Origin of the sequence: Companilactobacillus nodensis DSM 19682 = JCM 14932 = NBRC 107160 (assembly GCF_000615905.1) — a bacterium.
In the GTDB taxonomy this organism is placed as follows: domain Bacteria; phylum Bacillota; class Bacilli; order Lactobacillales; family Lactobacillaceae; genus Companilactobacillus; species Companilactobacillus nodensis.
Genome location: NZ_BAMN01000010.1, coordinates 47,188 through 65,144 on the forward strand (window position 1 = coordinate 47,188; position 17,957 = coordinate 65,144).

The window sequence follows — 17,957 nt, forward strand, 5'->3', positions numbered from 1 at the left end:
GATGATCCTATTCGTTCTGCCTAAGTGAAATAAATTAAATAATATCGGCATAATAAAAACTAAAATAACAGATATAAGTGCAATGTAAGTTGATTTAGATTTCTCAACTTTGTTCCAAAGATTCTTCAATTTTCATTCCTCATTTTGCATTAAGTTCATAATTATATGATAGCACTGATAAGAAGTACATTGGAGCAGTTTCAGCACGCATTATTCGTGGTCCCAGTCCGATTGAAACAAACTCATTGTTTTGTAAGTCTGTAACTTCTTCAGCTGAAAATCCACCTTCAGGTCCAAAAGCACAAATAATCGACTTAGGTTGAGCTGATAACGATTGAGCCAAGATACTTGTCTCACCTTCTTTGGCTGATTCTTCATAAGCAATCAGCTTCAATTCATCAGTTGAGTTATTCAATCCACTAATATCTTTAAGATAGCTAACTTCTGGAATCATGCGACGCTTGGATTGCTGAGCAGCATTCTTAGCAATCTCTTGTAATCGCAGCATCTTTTTTTCAACAACATTAGCTTTCCAATGCATGATCGAGTATTGGGAATTAAAGAAGACGATTCTTTTAGCTCCCAATTCCGTTGCCTTTTGAGTGATCCACTCGACTTTGTCCTTCTTAGACAAGGAACAAGCAATTGTCACATCAATTGGTAATTCAGTCGTAGGCTTGTCGCTCTTATTGACATTGAACTGAACAAACTTATTCTCAGTATCTACTTGATCGATTGTTGCCTGGTACAAGTCATTTTGATCATCAACTAGATAGATCACATCGCCTGACTTATGCCGCAAGACGGTAGCCAGATGCTTATATAATTCTTTATCAGAAATTCTAAACGAATCTCGTTCTATTGTTTGATTAACGAAGTATTGCTCCATTTTGTTCCTCGATATCCTTTGTTCTCTTACAGATCATAGTTGACCAACCCTGCAAATGAAGAACTTCGATTGCTGAGAATCCTTGTTCCTTCATTAAATCAGCGATTAGTTTTTCCTTTTCATTAATAATACCAGATAAAATAACAAATCCCTTACTATTTAAATGAGATTCAATGTCAGGGATAAATTGTTCCAAAACATCTGCCAAGATATTAGCGACGATCACGTCAACTTTGCCATCGACACCATCTAATAATGAATTCTCATAAACTTCAATATCTTCACAGCCGGGATTCAACTTAATATTTTCTCTAGCAGCCTCAACAGCCTCCGGTGCCAAATCAAATGCTTTGATATTATTGACGCCCAATTGACGAGCTTGAATTGACAAGATGCCAGATCCAGTTCCAACATCATACAGTGACTCCGCGTTCCCCAAAATCATTTCTAATGCTTGCATACATGAGAATGTCGTTGGATGTGTTCCAGTACCAAATGACTTACCTGGATCCATAACAATAATGTGTTCGTCCATATTTTCAGGTACATAGTCGACCCAATTAGGAACAACTGTCAAATAATGACTGATGTGAACGGGATGGTAGTATTGCTTCCATTCATTCTCCCATGAGCTTTCATCAACTGAACTCTCTTCGATTTCAACACCATCGATATCAAAACCAAATTCTGGTAACTTATTTATCTCAGTCTGTAATTCGTTGATCAACTCTGGTCGGTAAGTTTTTTCATCAAAATACGAATTGATTCTCGTCTTAACTGCATCATTATCGTCATCGACAATTTCAGTTCCTTGCGCACCGATCTTCATAAATGTGTCCGAAATAATTTCTTCATTTATAGTGTCTGGGAACAACACACTAATTTTTTTCCAAATCATAATTTGCCTCCGTCTCAATATCTCTAAGATTACTAGAAATTGGACATAAAAAAAAGACGTTTCTCTCGTCTTTATCTAATATATGAATGAACTTCGTTCATGAAGTCCATTTCGCGATCACGAATCACTGATCTGGCTCTAGCAACTTGGAGCTTGTTTACAACATTGTTTTCGTAGTCCAAATAGTTGAGAGCGTCAATCAAAGCGACAAAGTAATTATTCAAACTGTCATACATTTTCGAATCTTCCAAATTGTATTTGGAAATATATGAATTACCTAGTTTAATAAAATTCTTAATATTATAAACATAATTGTCAGCTAGGCGGGAATAATTTTCATATGTCAAAGCCTCGCCTCTTTCAATCAAGTTCATTGTCTTGAAATATTCTACGAACACATCACGATATGTCAAAAACCTCTCTACGAATACATTTGTTTCCAATACGTGTGTTCTCTCTGCACTAATGAATTTCATCATTCCTTCACCTCAATATTTATTTTTTTATAATATACCATAAATTATTAATTATGCAAAGCATAATTTAAAACTAATCATTAAAATGTAAAAAAAAGAATGCCAAATCAAAATGGCATTCTTTCAGTCTTTCTTAGATTCTTTTCTTTCAAAATCAGTTGCTGGTTGTCTTAAAGATTCATTATTCTTAAACAATTTTTGTGCTTCTGACAGTTTTTCTGGGCTATTTTTGATTTCTTGAGAGATCTTGCTGAAATCATTATTAGCTGGGTCATTAGTTTGCTTGCGTCTAAAAAAACTCATGATCATCGCTCCTTCTATTACAACGGTAACTATTATATAACAAGTATTTATTATTTTAACTTAAAAATATTTAATTTACTAAAAGTTTTCCGTCTCCAGGACTAGACATAATCACCTGCTATGCAGACCGACCCGAGCCTGTGGACCGGTCTCGTGTCTCGATTTTAAGACTTACATGGTTCGTAAGTCTTAAAACTCGTCTGGTGGTGTAATGGCTAAAGCCATAACGCCACTTTCATAGCCGGAGATTATTCTAAGTCCCTCCGACTAATCTCAGTTTAAACGGCAAATAAAGCGCTCATACAATTATTTTTATCAAAATACAACAATCTAGTCGGAAGAACTGAGTTATTTGCCTGCTATGAAAGTTGTGTTAGAGCTTTAGCTCATACATAGACTTGTAGAACTTAACAAGGCTCAATCCGGTCCGCATAGCAAGCAAATGTTATCAGTTCTGGAGACGGCATATAAACACTCCCAATTCAGCACACTTTAAAATTTATCTTAGTTTGTTATGATAGTAGAAGTAAGAATTTGCAATTAAGGTGATATATATGGGAAAAAAGAAAAAGCTTCAAAAAACATTAGTCGAAAAAATCTTGGATAAGGAAAAAGTTTCATACGAACCAATGACCTTCCCTACTCAGGCTGAAGGAGATACACAAGAACTAGTCAATGACGGTAGTGAAAAAGATGGCTACAAGATCTACAAGACACTTGTCCTCACAGGAAACAAAACTGGTCCATTGGTCGGAATGGTTGCCCTAAACAAACATATCAGTTACAAGATGCTAGCCAAATTATCCGGCAACAAGAAAATTGGTATGGTTCCATTAAAGGACCTTGTCAAAACTAGTGGCTTTGAACACGGCGCAAATAGTCCGGTCGGGATTCACTCACTACACAACTACCCTATCTACTTCGATACTGAAGCTGATAAAGCTGACAAAATCATTGTTTCAGCTGGTAAAATTGGTCAATCCATCTTAGTTGAACCACATGACTTAGCACAAGCAGTTAATGCTACATTCGGTGAGTTTGCAGTTGATGAACCTGAAAACTAGAGCGCGTTGATAGACGGCAGCTCCTGAGCATTATCTACATAAGCGCATTTTAACTAGTGTTGATAGACCCACAGCACAAAAAAAGGACCGAAGCCGAGACGCTTCAGTCCTTTTTCTATTCTATAATTAAGCAGCTTGTTTTAGGTTTGCGATAGCTTTTTCAATGGTTGTACCATTGCCAAAGTGATTACTATTATTAACGTCAACTGCTGTGAATAATTGATTATCTAAATCTAATAAGATTCTATATGTCATATTATTCAGCCTCCTTTGTGTTCCGTATATCTAAGAGGTAGCGATAGATGTTACTATACTAGGATATTATCAGATAGTCAACCTTTTTTTCATAAATCTTGACATTACTCGATATAAGTAAGATTATATAGTCACAAATTAAAAAAGGAGAATTTAATTGGCCGATACATTTTTAAATATCTTAAAATGGATTCTGATTATCGTGGTTGTTGGCTTCTTGATCATTCACGTTGCTATTCCACTTATCGTTGTCGCTGCTATAGTTGGTGGTATCTACTACCTATATCGCAGACACAAAGCAAATCAATATACACCTGAGGGTCGCAAAAAAGTAAACTAACAAACACAAAAGCTGTCAATCATTGCGATTGACAGCTTTTTAATTTTTATTCCTGAACGTAAGGTACACCAGCTTGATCAGCGGCTAAACGGTCGATTCCTTCAGTGATTGAATCTTCTGCATCAGTGATATAAGTAGTTTCAAATTCAGAAACATCCCCATTGATCTCATCCGCTAAGTCTAATTGTTCGATCATTGGGCGAATCATAGCAATGTATGATTCTGAATCTTTCTCGCTATACTCATTCATTCCCATGAAGTAAAATTGCCCCACCATTAAAAAGGCATCCATCAAGTCAAACTTGTAACTACTCTCTAGATCACCATATGTAACCCATGGATAACGGTCAGCCAACTTATCTAGAATTTCAATCAAGTCCAAGAATGAATCATACGCATTAACATGTGCCTTCTTGTATGAATCGAATTCTTCCTTAACCCCATCTTCATCATTATCTGATTGGAAAAGAATTGTTTGTTCCAAAGCAATGGCACTGATACTCTTCTTCGTCACATTACTATTGAAGCGTGCTAACTCATAACTTAAGTCATAGATGATCTGTGTACAATCATCTGAAATTGATTGATATGACGATAGTTCTGCCCTATCCTCAAAATCGTCGATCAAATTCAATTCTGTTTGAACTGCTACTTGAATTTTTTCGACCCATTCAATCAAAGTACCGTAACTGTTGGCAAAATGCACCGAATTAGTCATTAAATAATCTTCAAAAGTAACATTCTTATTGTCGTCCATGAGTTCTCTCCTTAGGATCTTTTTTGTCTGATGTAAACGAGATGACAATTAATAATATACCTGCTCCAGCCGCAGACCACAAATAATTTGTCGTGAACCAGCTGAAGATAAACCCTAATATAGCAACCACCAACAGAAATATACCTAAGTATCTGTCGATCTTCATCAATAAATTCAATATTTAATCCTCTTTTATTACTATTTTGTCATGAAAACTACTAAAATAGAACTGTTGAACTATCTTGTATTATACATAAAAAGCTATCGGAGGACTAGACATGGAAAAATCTGAAAGATTAGAGATTTTAGATGATCTGATCAAATTAAAAACTGTAAACGGCAATGAAAAGTTAGTTGCTGACTACTTGAAGGAACTATTCGACAAGCACAACATAGAAACTGAAATGGTTAAGTACGATGAAGGTCGTTATAATTTGATTGCAACAATCAAAAAAGGTAACGGACCTGTCCTTGGTTTCACTGGACATGAAGATGTTGTAGCACCAGTTGACGAAAGCAAATGGAATTATGACTCATCATTCAAACCAAAACACATCGACGGCAAAATCTTCGGACGTGGAACTTCAGATATGAAAGGCGGATTGGCTGGAATGGCTATCGCCCTCATCGAACTAAACGAAGATGAATCATTCAAAGGTAACATCAAATTCATCGCCACTGTTGGTGAAGAAATCGGTGAATTAGGCGCTAAGCAATTGTCAGATGCTGGATACGCTAATGACTTGAAGGCTCTGATCGTTGGTGAACCAAGTAATTCTACTTCTAAATTAGTAACTGACAAATTGGCTGCCAGCGGATTGATTCGTATCACACAACCTAACCCATCACAATACGGCCGTCACTCAATCTTTAGCGCCCACAAGGGTTCAGTTACATATCAAGTTATTTCTCGCGGTAAAGCTGCCCACAGCTCAATGCCAGAAGTTGGGATCAACGCACTTGATAACTTAGTTACCTATTATAATAAGCAAAATGAATACTTCGCCAAATTAACGAATGCTGACGATGATGTTCTTGGCAAAACTAAACCATCAGTTACTGTCTTCAAATCTGGTGATCAAGAAAATACTATTCCGGACTACGCAGAAATGACCGTTAAGATCAGAACAATCCCTGAATACAATAATGACCAAATCATTGAAGAATTGAATGAACTGATTAAAGGTATGAATGACGCCGATCCAAGAATGAACCTTGAGTTGAAAGTTGAAAGCAGCAATTGGCCTGTTAAAACCGACTTGGATTCCAGCTTCCTACAAATGGCACGTGATGCATTCAAAGAAGTTTGGACACAAGATGCTGTTGCCGTCGGTGCACCCGGTGGTACTGACGCTTCACAATTTGTTGAAGCCAACCATGATCTTGAAGTTATCGTTGCCGGACCTGGTAACGAGAGTGCTCATCAAATCAACGAATTTGTCTTCGAAGATGACTACTTGAAATTTATTGATATTTACAAGATGATTGCTCAAAAGTTTTTTGCATAATATAAAAATTGACTTATAATTAATCAAACAAAAAAGTGAACTCTATACTAAATTATTTAGCATAGAATTCACTTTTTTTGTAACATTAACTATTTAGATTTTCACGATATTCATTTAATATATCTGGCCAATCAGTTTGAATAGCATTGACATTAAATCTTAGAATCTTATCCCAGCTCTGATCAGTGCCCGTCAATAATGCCATATTATCATCCAGTCCACCGAACAAATCTGTCTTGTCATTTAACTTAATACTGTCAATCAAGAACATATAATCGTTCTTATAGTATTCGACAAACTCTTTGGACTGTATAAACTCAAAGTTATCAGTATCTTCAAGAATTTCAAATCCCACAATATTAATATTAGGATAATCATTGATGATCTCTAATTCTTTTAAATTAGAAACTATTGGAAAATATTGATATTGAATAGAATGATTATTTAATTTCTCCAAATACTCTCGCTTTACCGGTGACTTCAATACAAAATACTCGTGCATATCAGTGTATTTATCTAGTTCTGGTAAAAATGTATCCCAGTAATTCCATGATCTATCAATATTTAAGAACACGTCATGATCAATATGGTTGTAAAAATAAGCAAATGATTCTACTTGTTTATTTATTATTTCACCAAGTGCATTGCGATACCTTTTGGACTGAATTTCTTCAGTTGATAATGAATTAATATTTCTTGATTCATCCAGTAAACGCTTTTCACCGCCGTCATGAAAAATGAAGAAATCTCCATCAGTCGACATTGAAATATCAGCTTCAACCATATCAGCATGTTGCAAAATAGAAACTTTGACTGCATCACTGGTATTCTCAATAATATTTCCACCATGGGATCCACGGTGTACCAAAATCAAAAATTTATTATCTTTTAACTTCTGCTTGAATTTATTAGTATTAACTTTCATTTTTTATCTTTCTGCTATTAAATAGATTCTTGATTGTATTTTTCCCATCAGCATAAACAAAAAAGAATACTAATGAGTTAATTGCCATTAAAAATACTGAATATACAAAGTTCAAAGCTAGTCCTTCAATCCCAGCTTCAGAATTAGAATTACTTCTGATAACAACACCTACCGGTTTAGCAATCGGATTATATAAGAAAACTGATAGATCATAATCACTCAGCTTACTATTGAAGTTAATTGCAAGCATAGCGAGTGCTGTTGGCAAGATAATTGGCAAGACAATTTTTATATATGAATACAGCGGCTTTGCTCCTAGAATCCTTGCAGCATCCTCAAGCGATTGATCTACCCCAAAATAAGACGCTTTTAAAAATCTAAAAGTATTCGGCATCAACACAACTACATATGCAATCAACATAATTACCAGAGAACCAGTAAGAACATTATTAAATACAATCTTCTGAGGATGTGAATATGTAATGACTAACCCCAAGGCAAACATCAACCCCGGAAATACCCACGGAATATGAATCAGCATCTCTAAGATAGTCGAAAATTTATTTTTATTTTTAACAATAAAACGTGCAATTACCATCATTACTAGAACAACAATTATCGATGCAGCAGTGGCATACATGACACTAGTTACGAACGGTCTGTAAGCAGTATCGCTAGTCAGGATCAATCGATAATTTTCTAAACTAAAACTCTTCAGATTAATGTGTCTCGATGAAATTGTTTTATAGTCTGTAAACGAAAATATTAATACAACTAACAATGGAACAGTATTGATAAATGCGAATGCATATGCGATTAAATGTGATAAGAAATTCAGAGGCTTGCTACTAATAGAGACACGCTTAATAGTTGTTTTAACCTTTGAGATTGAGAGAAAGTTACCTTTTCTCTCATTTCTTTGAATTATATACAACAATACCAATTGCATTAAACCCAAGAATAGCGATAGAACTGCAGCTAATATTCTTGATGATGGTCGCTGAGTAAAGGTTAGAATCAATGGACTTATTGTTTCAAAATCCCTTCCACCAATCATTAGTGGTGCTGCCATTGCCATTAATCCTGTTTGAAATAACAGAATCGTACAAGTCAAAAAGATTGGTTTTAAAGTTGGAAAGACAACTTTTAAAAGGATCTTGAAGTCAGATGAACCTAATCCTCTAGCTGCTTCAATTGTTTGATAATCGATATTCTTAAATGCATTCCTAAAGAAAATAATATAAGTAGATGTACATGCAAATGACATTAAGAATAGCACTGCACCAAACCCTCTGAACCAAGCTGGATTCATATGTGGAAACACTGTCAATAAAATAGTTGTAACAAATCCTCTTGATCCATATGTAAATAAATATCCATTTGCTAACATAATTCCACCAAATACTAGTGGAATCATATAAGCCACTTTAAGAAAGCCTCTACCTTGAATGTCATAATATTCTAGGAATAAAACTTCCATAATTCCAATTATTGTTGTAGTAATAGGAAGAGTTATAGCTAGTAGAAAAGAATTTTTAACTCCTTGCATAGCACGCTTGGAATTTATTATAGATTTCAACTTTTCAATCGATATCCCATCATTTGAGAAAAACACTGACTTAATTAACTCTAAATTAGGCACAATCACAAAAGAAACCATGAACCAGAGAAACACTACCATAAGAATTAAAGTACCAATATTGAGACGTTTTAATCTAATCATCTGACTTGACCTCATCTGAATAGCTTAAGATATCATCGAAATTAATAAATACTGAAACATCATCCCCAACCGCTAAATCATCGGCATTATTTTCACTTTGAAATGATTGAAATTCTACTCCATTAACATCAATCTTGTAGTATGCATACATGCCATAGAATTCTTTGGAAATGATTTTACCAATGATCAATCCACGTTTTTCTTTAGATAAATATATTTTTTCTGGTCGAATATAAAATTTGTTCGAGTTATCAAAACGATTAGTATTCAAACCAATTGATCCCATATCTCTGACCGACAAATAATTGGCATCACCAATGAATTTACAAACGAATTCTGTTTTTGAATGATTATATATTTCATCTGGAGTGCCAATTTGATCAAGCTTGCCTCGATTAAATACCGCAATTCGATCTGATAACATCAAAGCCTCTTCTTGATCATGCGTGACATATACCATAGTAATACCGTATTTACGTTGGAAATTACGAATATCCTTGCGCAAAGACTTTCTCAACTTTGCATCCAGATTAGACAATGGCTCATCCATCACCAAAATCTTAGGTTTCTTTGCTAAAGCACGGGCAATCGCCACACGTTGCTGCTGTCCACCAGACATATTTGAGACATTCTTTGCCAACTGCTCATCAGTCAATTCAACCATTTGCGCCAATTCAGCAACTCTTTCTTTAATATAGTCTTTAGACTTTTTTTCAACTTTTAGACCAAAAGCAATATTTTCAAATGCTGTCATGCTTGGAAATAAAGCATAACTTTGAAAGACCATACCAACTTGTCTTTCATGTACCGATACATCGGTTATATCTTTATTATCAATCGAAATGACACCACCACTAGTTTTTAAGAAACCAGCTAATGCTCGTAGAGTCGTTGTCTTACCACAACCTGAAGGACCTAATAGAGTAAAGAATTCTCCTTCTTTAACATCAAAAGTCAAATCAGGTATCGCCACAAAGTTATCATATTTAACTTGAATATTTTTAAACGTAATCATTAAAGTGTTACTCCTATTTCAAAATATTCAATTCAATATTTTCGTCCCACTTAGATAAATGATTATTGACGAAGTTGTAATCTATATCTTGTGGAGTTGTTTCTTTCATAATTTCTCTAATACGTGGATCGATTGATGATTGTGCATCCCTATTAACTGGTGACAGACCAAACTTCTTAGCCCATTTACCTTGGAATTCAGCAGTTCCTAGCCAGTCGACAAATTTCTTAGTACTTACACTTACATGTTTCTTCTTTAAAATACCAACTTGTTCAACCGTCTGTGGCACTCCGTATGGAGGATTAACTACTCCCAATTTAACGCCTAACTTATCTTCAATTGCTGGAACATTACTCAAGAAAGTATATGCATAATCTACATCACCATTGGCTAATTCTGATGCTTCCGTTTGTCCTTCAGTTAAAACAGTTCCATTCTTAAAGAACTTATCAATATTCTTCCATCCTTCATTTGAAATACCCATCTTACCGCTCTTATCCTTGAAGTTAAGCAGTTGTGAGAATACAACGGCATTTGAAGTTGCCCCACCTAAATTAGCCGGTACGAGGTATTTACCCTTCAAATCATTGTTTGTATATAAATCTTTCCACTCTTTAACAGCTTTGTTTTTCTTGATCTTATCAGAGTTATAAATCATGAATACACGTGCTTCTGACAATGGTGAGAATTTTGCATCCTTATCAACTAATTTCTTATCGACTTTGTCGATCCATTTAGGTGTATAGGTGGCAAGCATGTCTTTTTTCTTAAGTGTTGAAAACATCATTTGATTCATACCAAAAGTTACATCGGCAACTGGTGCATCTTTTTCAGCAATCAAACGATTGAATAGATCATTACCACCTAAATCTACAATTTCTATTTTAAAGCCCTTCTTCTCAGCTTCTTTTTTTAAGAAATCCCCACGCCCATTACTAACTGCATTGGAATATACAACTACCTTCTCGTTCTTAGATGCAGATTTACTTGTATTTTGGTTGGATTTGTTTGCCCCACATCCAGCTAAAATACCTAAAAATAGTGCAGAAACAAAGAATATTTTAAAAATGTTCTTCATGGTCCGTTCTCCCTTATAATGTTTCAATATTTTTTCATCTTAAATTGAAACGTTTCAATTATTGATGATATAATCATTATATGGAAATTCTCACAGTCTTCAACAACTTTATTGTAAAGATTGTGTAAAGATTGCAACAAATCCTATCACACTAACCTTTTGGGAGGTCAATATGAGTAACGCTACTATCAGTGATATCGCCAAAAAAGCTCAAGTCAGTATTGGAACTGTTTCAAATGTCTTGAATAAAAGAGGCAACGTTAGAATTGAAACAATTAGAAAAGTTGAGGAAACCGCTAAACAACTTAACTATGTTCGTAACACCAATGCCCTATCCATTCGCCAAAAAGATTCAACCATTGTCGCACTAGTTATTCCTCGTTTAAACGAGCAAACTAGTGCGTTATATTCGAATATTTATCATGAATTGATACTTAAAAACTTAACTTTGAAATTGTATGAAACTAATTCAAATGCGCAAGAAGAACGTGAATGTTACCGACAGATCAATCAGCAAAACTGCCGTGGAATATTCGTAATCAATCCAATTGCTTCTACAAAAGATCTAAAATCCTGGCTTGACGATTCAAGTAATTTGGTAGTCCTGACTCCGAGATCTAAAACACTAAAAATCGATCTCTCACAAATAACAAAAAAAATCGACGACAAAAAATCTGTCGTCGTTAGAGATGAAATGTCATTTGGATTTTATAAGTATTTTAAAAATTTAAAAACCATTTCAAATAATATGCGTACCATTTATCAAGAACTAGAATCTGGAAATAATGAATTCATTATTGTTTTCAGTGACAAACTAGCTAATCGAATTGAAACAATGCTGGAGACTTCACACAATAATACAACGAAGATAATTCTATTGACTTCAAAAAACATCGTTTCATTCCAAAGGAATCAAACCAAAACAATTTTCCATTATTCAGCGAATAAAATTGCTTTAGAGTTCGTTGACTCACTTGAACAAAAAGAATCGAACGCCTTAAATATTTATCAAGTTGATTACACACTCTTTACTACTCCAGAACAAAAATCTGAATTGAATTTACTCATGCTTGAAACACCCTTTTCAAAAATACTGGGCGGACTATTGGCGGACTTTACTAACAAATATCAAGTTAAGATTAATCTTTTCACCGAAAAGTTCGACAAGATTCGCGAAATACTATCAAGTAATAATTTAAAAAAATATGACCTTATTAGATTAGATATAAGTGATTTCAATTGGTATGGAAAACAAATATTTCAACCATTAGATCAATTCACTGAACTTGATCCAATAATTTCAAAAATGAACAACTGGAACAAATATATTTACATCGACAAAATACCTTACTCAATCCCGTTGGATCCAAGTGTTCAAATGATGCTGTTTCAAAAAGATATATTTAATAATGCTATCTTACAAAAGCAATTTGCTGAAAAATTTAGTAAAGAGTTATTGCCACCATCAACATATCAAGAACTCATCGACTTTGCCGAATTCTTGGACGGATTGGATCTTCCTGAAAAAGAGAATTATTATCCCATCTCCTTGATTGAAAGTACAAGTACCCTAATTGCATCAGAATTCCTGCCATACTATTATTCACTGGGGGGCAAAATAGAATATGATGCTGGAATCTTCAGTTTCAGTTCCGAAATATTCATTAAAACTTATAATATGTACCAATCACTGAGAACTCGAAGCAAGATTGAATCCAAATCATGGTGGGATTCTGAAACTGACGCCTTCAACAATAGACAAACAGCGTTAGTAGTTGGATTCACAAATCATCTTAACAACATTGATAAAGAAAATTATGGAATTGCTCCTATTCCTGGTAATACTCCTGCACTAGGTGGTGGCGTATTTGGTATCAACAAAAGTTCAAGTCATAAATCCACTGCCATCCTATTCCTACAATGGCTATACCAATATCAGATTCAACATGAAATAGCCCTCATGGGTGGGGATGTTCCTGCAACTGACTTATTCTTTGAACGCGAAATTTACGAACAATTTCCATTTCTTTCAAGCTCAATCGATCTCTACAATACTGGAATTAGAAAAACTAAAGTGAGTTCAGATAAACCTATCAATACACTATTATTTGAAAAATTACTTGGCGAACAAATTCATAATGGAATAACAAGTAATCTCGATGCGACTAGTGTATTGATCAACATCAATAATAGTTTGATTCAGCATTCTTCCAATTTGATTCGTACAGAATAAAAAAATGCTGTTAACGAAATGAACAATTCTGATTCAAGAATGAATCTTGAATTAGAATTTGAAGTTACTGTTGCTGTACCTGTAACGAAAGTACTCACAGTTATATACAATGACATTGCAATAACAAATTTGAATTGTAAATGTATACTAGATTATGATTAAGTAGAATATTCATTATTAGGCGGAAAAATGGTTAACAATAAGAAAAAGAAAAAAGTGAAAAAGCAGAGAACATATAATGTTACCAAATTATGTACCATATGTGGCAAGCCCATGAAAAAGAAAGGACAATTATGTGGCTCTTGCTCGCTTATAAGAGGAAAAGCTAGACTGATTATAAAATCTAAATACAATGAATTAACTCAGTATCAATTAGATTACATAACAAAGTACATTGTTCATTCTTACGAACCCAAAGTTGTTTTAGCATGGATATCACAACATCCTTATGATTTTTGGACTTTCATACCTCAAAAAAGTCACAAAGAACGTATGAATTATCGTAAACAACTACGGGAAATATCAAAGGATCGACAGAACGATAACAAACCACTAAATAAAAGTGAACATGACATAGATTCATTCCCATATTTAAAAACCGAATTCAATAAATCATATAATCAAAAGTACAAATTAATGGCGGTATATGGTACTTATACTAAACCAAAAGTTTTTATACAATGTTTAAAATGTAAGCAAGATTTTATATGTTTATTTGATGAATTCAAAAATGGTAATTTTACACATAATTGTCCTACATCAACGTCTTCCGGAGAAATAATTATTGGTGAATACTTAAAAAACAGAAACATTAACTTTATCACACAAATGAAAACACTAAAATGTATTAATACAATTACACATTATCAGTTACCTTACGATTTTGAATTGACAGATTACAAAATAATTATTGAAGTTCAAGGTGAGCAACATTTCAAATTTATTCCATATTTCCATCAAACTGAAAAAAATTTTAGTTATCAGTTATGGAAAGATAATCTTAAAAAAAATTATGCGGAAAAAAAGAAATTATATATTTTTAGCCATATCTTATCCTGAAATTAAAAACCATGTTTATCAAAAAATAATACAGCATGCTATAAATCTTAGAACGTCGACAAAAAGATGAATCTCAATTTATATAATTCTTCTGGTTTTGAACAGCATAATCAGTGACATCAATCCACTCATTTGTAGCAACACGAGCATAGATTTTGCTGTTATAATTTCTGATTTTGTCTATCTTCCAATTAGTGTTGCTCTTCAATTCACGATTATCTATTTTAGTAAATGATCCGTCATTCTGAAGTTCCATAACTGGTACGTAGTCACCTTTACCGTTGAATAAGAAAATTTCATTAACAACTTCAGACTTTGTATCGCCGTCAGAATAATTTCCATAATTTGTGATTTCTGAAGTATCATTATGTACTAAATCTAATTTTTTAACTTGTGGTGAATTAAAATATAAGTTTTCTCCCACTTGCCAACAATCTTGACCATTAACGTTTACTTTGTTGGCTTTCCAATATTGTGCAGAAAAGCCCTTAGCAGCATTGACGCTCTTACCTGTATTAACTAACTTACCGTTGACATCTTTGTACAAATCAATTGTCATATTATCTGACTTTGGGTCTGCCGCAATGAAGACAATATCTTTACCATCATAGTTAGGCAGGTCCGGTGTGTAATTTGCATATTTAATTCCATTTTCTGATGAGTCAGCTATATTACTCTTATCAAGCTTTTCTGAACCCTTAGTATTAAAATACTCGTTCTCAGAAACTTGCCACCAGTCTTTGCCGTTAACGTTTACTGAATTAGCACGCCAAAGTTTAGGTGTACCTTTGGCATCGTAGATATCTGCTTTGTCATTTGTTTTGATAATTTTCCCATTTTCCATTTTATGAACGGCAACTTCAGGAGAATCACTCTTCATAAATATTGTTTCGGCAGCTTCAAATGTATATGTCTTCTCAGAAGCCTTGGTAATATTAACACTTGTCAAAGTACATCCGATTAATGCCATGGTTATTGCTAAGATAGATTTTTTCACGATAGTCCCCCAGTATTTATTTAGTAACTTCATACAATCAACGATGGTCCACTTTTATCGTATCAGAGCTACTGGGGTGTTTACAATGATCATAAATAATTCTAATTATTTTCTATTTTATGTTCAAAAAGCAAAATTATTATTCGTATAAAATAGAAACGCGCAGCAAAACGCAACTTCCTCCGTTTAACTACAAAAATTCTCGCATTTACTATGTAAATACGAGAATTTTTTAGGTTATACTCAGAAGCTAAACGTGTTTTGTCACGCTCTTTTTATACTGTCAATTCAATCTGATTACCCTCAGGATCACAGACAACACTCTCGTAATATCCGTCACCAGTAGTCCGTGGACCACTCAGGTGACGATAACCGTCAGCTTCAATTTTGGCAGTCAATGTATCAACCGCTTCTTCTGAGCCAAGTGAAAATGCTATGTGCATATATCCCAAAGGAAAACCATTAATATGATGCGGGTTCAAATCATCCCTGCTACATACTTCCAAACGTGCACCATCAGGAAAATTCAAAAATCGTGACGAAAAGGTCGATACTGGATTGTGATATTTCTCTGATGATTTGGCTTCAAAATATGTTTCATAGAATTTAACTACTTTTTCAATATCTCTAACAAATAAACCTACATGCTCAATTTTCATAAAAGTCCCCCTACAACTTCCTATACTGATATTTATTAGTATAGGAAGTTTTTTGATTCTTCCTCAAAATGATATTTCCAAAATTAGTATGATTGATGGCATCCGGCAACATCTGTAACTCCATGGCTACGCTACTGTATTGACCTGGAACTTCCACACCAGTTGGATTAGCTGTAAAAATAACTAATCCATTACGATCAGAATAGAAATCTACTACTCGCTTATCAGAAGATAGTGTAGCCACCCGATCACCATATGTCACAAATGTATCATCGAATTCTAGTTTACCATTTTGTTTTTCCAAATTACATAAAGCGTTTTCAATAATTTGTCCTTTTCTAAAATCAAACGCTTTATCTACAGAAATTAAAGAACCTGTGGGAACCTTTTCATCGTCTACATCTAAATAACTATCCGAAGCAATCTGCAATGTTTCATCCATAATAGACGGCTCATCCAGATTGAAATAAACGTGACAAGTTGGATTGAATAACGTATCTGCATCACTAACTGCAGTATATGTAATACTGACTTCATCATCCTCACTCAACGAATAAGTTATCAGTAAGTCGATGTTTCCAGGAAAGCCATCATCGCTTGACTTAACGATCAAAGCTAGTGAAACAGAATTGTGCTTCCCATCAGCTGATCCAATAAAGTTCTTCGTCTGAATTCCATCGTCTCCACCGTGCATCAAATTGGTTTGATTATTCGGTGTTAACTGATATGTCTTGCCATTGATCATAAATCTAGCTTTGCCAATGCGACCAGCTACGCGTCCGACCGTCTTGCCAACTTGGAATGGCATCTCAATGTAACTCTGTAAATCATCAAAATGTGAAATTAACGAATGATATTCACCATCTTCGTATACTTCAAAGTTCTGCCAAGCCGCTGCATATGTCAGAACACTGATTCTAGTTTTGTTAGAATTTTCAATCGTGTATTTGTAGACATCCTCACCATCAACTTGACCAAACTTAGTTCTAGTTACTGGCATCCCCAACACTCCAAAGTTAGCTCATTTCCATTACGTCCATGGCTTTTTTAATATTGTCCAATGTAACTTGTGATGTATCAGTGAAGTTAATATCTGCTTCATGTAAAATTTCTGGATCACCAATACCAACTGACAATTCACCAGCACCATTGATCGACTTAACTCCGGCCGATGCATCTTCAAGTCCGATACATTCTTCAGGTTTCAAGCCTAATACTTCAGCACCACGAGCGAAGATTTCTGGATCAGGCTTACCATGTTTCAAAGTTGAAGGATCGATACGATTCTTGAAGTATTGTGCTAGACCTAATTGTTCAAGAACTAATGGTGAATTCTTAGAAGCTGAAGCAAGTGACAACTTGTAGTCATGTTCCTCAAGACTTCTAATGAAGTCTGCCATGCCTGGCAAGATAGCACTTTGATCCATATCCTTAAGTAAGTTCAAATAATTGGTATTCTTTTCAGCAGCGTATTTTTCTTTTTCTTCTAGTGTATAGTCATTCTCTTTTCCACCAGTCTTTAAGATCAACTCAAGTGAGTCCATCCGACTAACACCTTTTAGATCGTTACCTAATTGTTCAGTCCAAGTAACCCCTAATTCATCAGCTAATTGATGCCATGCTTTACCATGATAAATTGATGTATCAGCGATAACGCCATCTAGATCGAAGACGAATCCTTTAATTTGTTCAAATTTAACCATCATATACACTCCCATTTTATAAAAAAAGACCAAGACAAATAATTGTCTCAGCCCTCAATTTAATTTTGTTTGTAA

General features: G+C 34.4%; 19 protein-coding genes. 5 read left to right on the forward strand and 14 right to left on the reverse strand.

What is annotated here, in order from left to right:
- Positions 1 to 139: 139 nt before the first annotated feature.
- The 4 genes from JCM14932_RS08440 to JCM14932_RS08455 form a co-directional block, all read right to left on the reverse strand.
- Positions 140 to 889 carry an RsmE family RNA methyltransferase gene (locus JCM14932_RS08440; RefSeq protein ID WP_025024492.1) on the reverse strand — a complete coding sequence of 250 codons (750 nt, stop codon included), beginning with the start codon at positions 887 to 889 and terminating at the stop codon, positions 140 to 142.
- The gene (gene prmA / locus JCM14932_RS08445) at positions 870 to 1,787 is read right to left on the reverse strand and encodes a 50S ribosomal protein L11 methyltransferase (RefSeq protein ID WP_025024493.1); all 918 of its coding nucleotides are present in this window, start codon (positions 1,785 to 1,787) and stop codon (positions 870 to 872) included. The genes JCM14932_RS08440 and prmA overlap by 20 nt, the downstream gene beginning before the upstream one ends.
- 71 nt (positions 1,788 to 1,858) lie before the next feature.
- Complete coding sequence (locus JCM14932_RS08450; protein ID WP_025024494.1) at positions 1,859 to 2,266, reverse strand: hypothetical protein; 408 nt, start codon at positions 2,264 to 2,266, stop codon at positions 1,859 to 1,861.
- A gap of 120 nt (positions 2,267 to 2,386) precedes the next feature.
- Complete coding sequence (locus JCM14932_RS08455) at positions 2,387 to 2,566, reverse strand: hypothetical protein (protein WP_034542918.1); 180 nt, start codon at positions 2,564 to 2,566, stop codon at positions 2,387 to 2,389.
- A 554-nt stretch (positions 2,567 to 3,120) separates the two neighbouring features.
- Here JCM14932_RS08455 and JCM14932_RS08460 point away from each other — a divergent pair.
- The gene (locus JCM14932_RS08460; RefSeq protein ID WP_025024496.1) at positions 3,121 to 3,630 is read left to right on the forward strand and encodes a YbaK/EbsC family protein; all 510 of its coding nucleotides are present in this window, start codon (positions 3,121 to 3,123) and stop codon (positions 3,628 to 3,630) included.
- Between the two features lie 126 nt (positions 3,631 to 3,756).
- On the opposite strand, the gene JCM14932_RS17455 is transcribed toward JCM14932_RS08460, so the two are convergent.
- The gene (locus JCM14932_RS17455) at positions 3,757 to 3,885 is read right to left on the reverse strand and encodes a hypothetical protein (protein WP_268870366.1); all 129 of its coding nucleotides are present in this window, start codon (positions 3,883 to 3,885) and stop codon (positions 3,757 to 3,759) included.
- 157 nt (positions 3,886 to 4,042) lie between these two features.
- Between JCM14932_RS17455 and JCM14932_RS08470 the strand changes: the two genes are divergently transcribed.
- Complete coding sequence (locus JCM14932_RS08470; protein WP_025024497.1) at positions 4,043 to 4,225, forward strand: hypothetical protein; 183 nt, start codon at positions 4,043 to 4,045, stop codon at positions 4,223 to 4,225.
- Positions 4,226 to 4,271: 46 nt separating this feature from the next.
- On the opposite strand, the gene JCM14932_RS08475 is transcribed toward JCM14932_RS08470, so the two are convergent.
- Positions 4,272 to 4,982: a hypothetical protein gene (locus tag JCM14932_RS08475; RefSeq protein WP_025024498.1), complete on the reverse strand. Its 711-nt coding sequence runs from the start codon at positions 4,980 to 4,982 to the stop codon at positions 4,272 to 4,274.
- Between the two features lie 278 nt (positions 4,983 to 5,260).
- Between JCM14932_RS08475 and JCM14932_RS08485 the strand changes: the two genes are divergently transcribed.
- Positions 5,261 to 6,490: a M20/M25/M40 family metallo-hydrolase gene (locus JCM14932_RS08485; RefSeq protein WP_025024500.1), complete on the forward strand. Its 1,230-nt coding sequence runs from the start codon at positions 5,261 to 5,263 to the stop codon at positions 6,488 to 6,490.
- A gap of 85 nt (positions 6,491 to 6,575) precedes the next feature.
- On the opposite strand, the gene JCM14932_RS08490 is transcribed toward JCM14932_RS08485, so the two are convergent.
- The 4 genes from JCM14932_RS08490 to JCM14932_RS08505 are packed head-to-tail and all read right to left on the reverse strand — an operon-like array spanning position 6,576 to position 11,231.
- Positions 6,576 to 7,415 carry a glycerophosphodiester phosphodiesterase family protein gene (locus JCM14932_RS08490; RefSeq protein WP_025024501.1) on the reverse strand — a complete coding sequence of 280 codons (840 nt, stop codon included), beginning with the start codon at positions 7,413 to 7,415 and terminating at the stop codon, positions 6,576 to 6,578.
- Complete coding sequence (locus tag JCM14932_RS08495; RefSeq protein ID WP_051528101.1) at positions 7,405 to 9,138, reverse strand: ABC transporter permease; 1,734 nt, start codon at positions 9,136 to 9,138, stop codon at positions 7,405 to 7,407. The genes JCM14932_RS08490 and JCM14932_RS08495 overlap by 11 nt, the downstream gene beginning before the upstream one ends.
- Complete coding sequence (locus tag JCM14932_RS08500; RefSeq protein ID WP_025024503.1) at positions 9,131 to 10,153, reverse strand: ABC transporter ATP-binding protein; 1,023 nt, start codon at positions 10,151 to 10,153, stop codon at positions 9,131 to 9,133. The genes JCM14932_RS08495 and JCM14932_RS08500 overlap by 8 nt, the downstream gene beginning before the upstream one ends.
- 13 nt (positions 10,154 to 10,166) lie before the next feature.
- A complete protein-coding gene (locus JCM14932_RS08505) occupies positions 10,167 to 11,231 on the reverse strand; it encodes an extracellular solute-binding protein (RefSeq protein ID WP_025024504.1) in 1,065 nt (354 codons plus the stop codon).
- Positions 11,232 to 11,403: 172 nt separating this feature from the next.
- On the opposite strand from JCM14932_RS08505, the gene JCM14932_RS08510 reads away from it, so the two are divergent.
- On the forward strand, positions 11,404 to 13,464 hold the full coding sequence (locus JCM14932_RS08510; RefSeq protein WP_025024505.1) for an extracellular solute-binding protein: 2,061 nt from the start codon (positions 11,404 to 11,406) through the stop codon (positions 13,462 to 13,464).
- 273 nt (positions 13,465 to 13,737) lie between these two features.
- On the forward strand, positions 13,738 to 14,523 hold the full coding sequence (locus tag JCM14932_RS15975) for a hypothetical protein (RefSeq protein WP_155832101.1): 786 nt from the start codon (positions 13,738 to 13,740) through the stop codon (positions 14,521 to 14,523).
- 73 nt (positions 14,524 to 14,596) lie between these two features.
- Here the strand turns inward: JCM14932_RS15975 and JCM14932_RS08520 are convergent, their stop codons facing one another.
- The 4 genes from JCM14932_RS08520 to pgmB all read right to left on the reverse strand — a co-directional run bounded on the left by JCM14932_RS08520 (position 14,597) and on the right by pgmB (position 17,882).
- Positions 14,597 to 15,520, reverse strand: a complete 924-nt coding sequence (locus JCM14932_RS08520; RefSeq protein WP_025024507.1) for a hypothetical protein — start codon at positions 15,518 to 15,520, stop codon at positions 14,597 to 14,599.
- A 275-nt stretch (positions 15,521 to 15,795) separates the two neighbouring features.
- Entirely contained in the window at positions 15,796 to 16,179 is a 384-nt protein-coding gene (locus tag JCM14932_RS08525) for a VOC family protein (RefSeq protein ID WP_025024508.1), read from the reverse strand.
- Positions 16,180 to 16,189: 10 nt separating this feature from the next.
- Positions 16,190 to 17,179: an aldose epimerase family protein gene (locus JCM14932_RS08530; protein ID WP_025024509.1), complete on the reverse strand. Its 990-nt coding sequence runs from the start codon at positions 17,177 to 17,179 to the stop codon at positions 16,190 to 16,192.
- Positions 17,180 to 17,195: 16 nt separating this feature from the next.
- Positions 17,196 to 17,882, reverse strand: a complete 687-nt coding sequence (gene pgmB, locus JCM14932_RS08535) for a beta-phosphoglucomutase (RefSeq protein WP_025024510.1) — start codon at positions 17,880 to 17,882, stop codon at positions 17,196 to 17,198.
- Positions 17,883 to 17,957: the final 75 nt, after the last annotated feature.

What these genes read in the sequence shown, in the direction of transcription:
- JCM14932_RS08440 (WP_025024492.1), bottom strand. Translation starts at nt 889, where the DNA reads ATGGAGCAATACTTCGTTAATCAAACAATAGAACGAGATTCGTTTAGA.
- prmA (WP_025024493.1), bottom strand. Translation starts at nt 1,787, where the DNA reads ATGATTTGGAAAAAAATTAGTGTGTTGTTCCCAGACACTATAAATGAA.
- JCM14932_RS08450 (WP_025024494.1), bottom strand. Translation starts at nt 2,266, where the DNA reads ATGATGAAATTCATTAGTGCAGAGAGAACACACGTATTGGAAACAAAT.
- JCM14932_RS08455 (WP_034542918.1), bottom strand. Translation starts at nt 2,566, where the DNA reads ATGAGTTTTTTTAGACGCAAGCAAACTAATGACCCAGCTAATAATGAT.
- JCM14932_RS08460 (WP_025024496.1), top strand. Translation starts at nt 3,121, where the DNA reads ATGGGAAAAAAGAAAAAGCTTCAAAAAACATTAGTCGAAAAAATCTTG.
- JCM14932_RS17455 (WP_268870366.1), bottom strand. Translation starts at nt 3,885, where the DNA reads ATGACATATAGAATCTTATTAGATTTAGATAATCAATTATTCACAGCA.
- JCM14932_RS08475 (WP_025024498.1), bottom strand. Translation starts at nt 4,982, where the DNA reads ATGGACGACAATAAGAATGTTACTTTTGAAGATTATTTAATGACTAAT.
- JCM14932_RS08485 (WP_025024500.1), top strand. Translation starts at nt 5,261, where the DNA reads ATGGAAAAATCTGAAAGATTAGAGATTTTAGATGATCTGATCAAATTA.
- JCM14932_RS08490 (WP_025024501.1), bottom strand. Translation starts at nt 7,415, where the DNA reads ATGAAAGTTAATACTAATAAATTCAAGCAGAAGTTAAAAGATAATAAA.
- JCM14932_RS08495 (WP_051528101.1), bottom strand. Translation starts at nt 9,138, where the DNA reads ATGATTAGATTAAAACGTCTCAATATTGGTACTTTAATTCTTATGGTA.
- JCM14932_RS08500 (WP_025024503.1), bottom strand. Translation starts at nt 10,153, where the DNA reads ATGATTACGTTTAAAAATATTCAAGTTAAATATGATAACTTTGTGGCG.
- JCM14932_RS08505 (WP_025024504.1), bottom strand. Translation starts at nt 11,231, where the DNA reads ATGAAGAACATTTTTAAAATATTCTTTGTTTCTGCACTATTTTTAGGT.
- JCM14932_RS08510 (WP_025024505.1), top strand. Translation starts at nt 11,404, where the DNA reads ATGAGTAACGCTACTATCAGTGATATCGCCAAAAAAGCTCAAGTCAGT.
- JCM14932_RS15975 (WP_155832101.1), top strand. Translation starts at nt 13,738, where the DNA reads ATGAAAAAGAAAGGACAATTATGTGGCTCTTGCTCGCTTATAAGAGGA.
- JCM14932_RS08525 (WP_025024508.1), bottom strand. Translation starts at nt 16,179, where the DNA reads ATGAAAATTGAGCATGTAGGTTTATTTGTTAGAGATATTGAAAAAGTA.
- JCM14932_RS08530 (WP_025024509.1), bottom strand. Translation starts at nt 17,179, where the DNA reads ATGCCAGTAACTAGAACTAAGTTTGGTCAAGTTGATGGTGAGGATGTC.
- pgmB (WP_025024510.1), bottom strand. Translation starts at nt 17,882, where the DNA reads ATGGTTAAATTTGAACAAATTAAAGGATTCGTCTTCGATCTAGATGGC.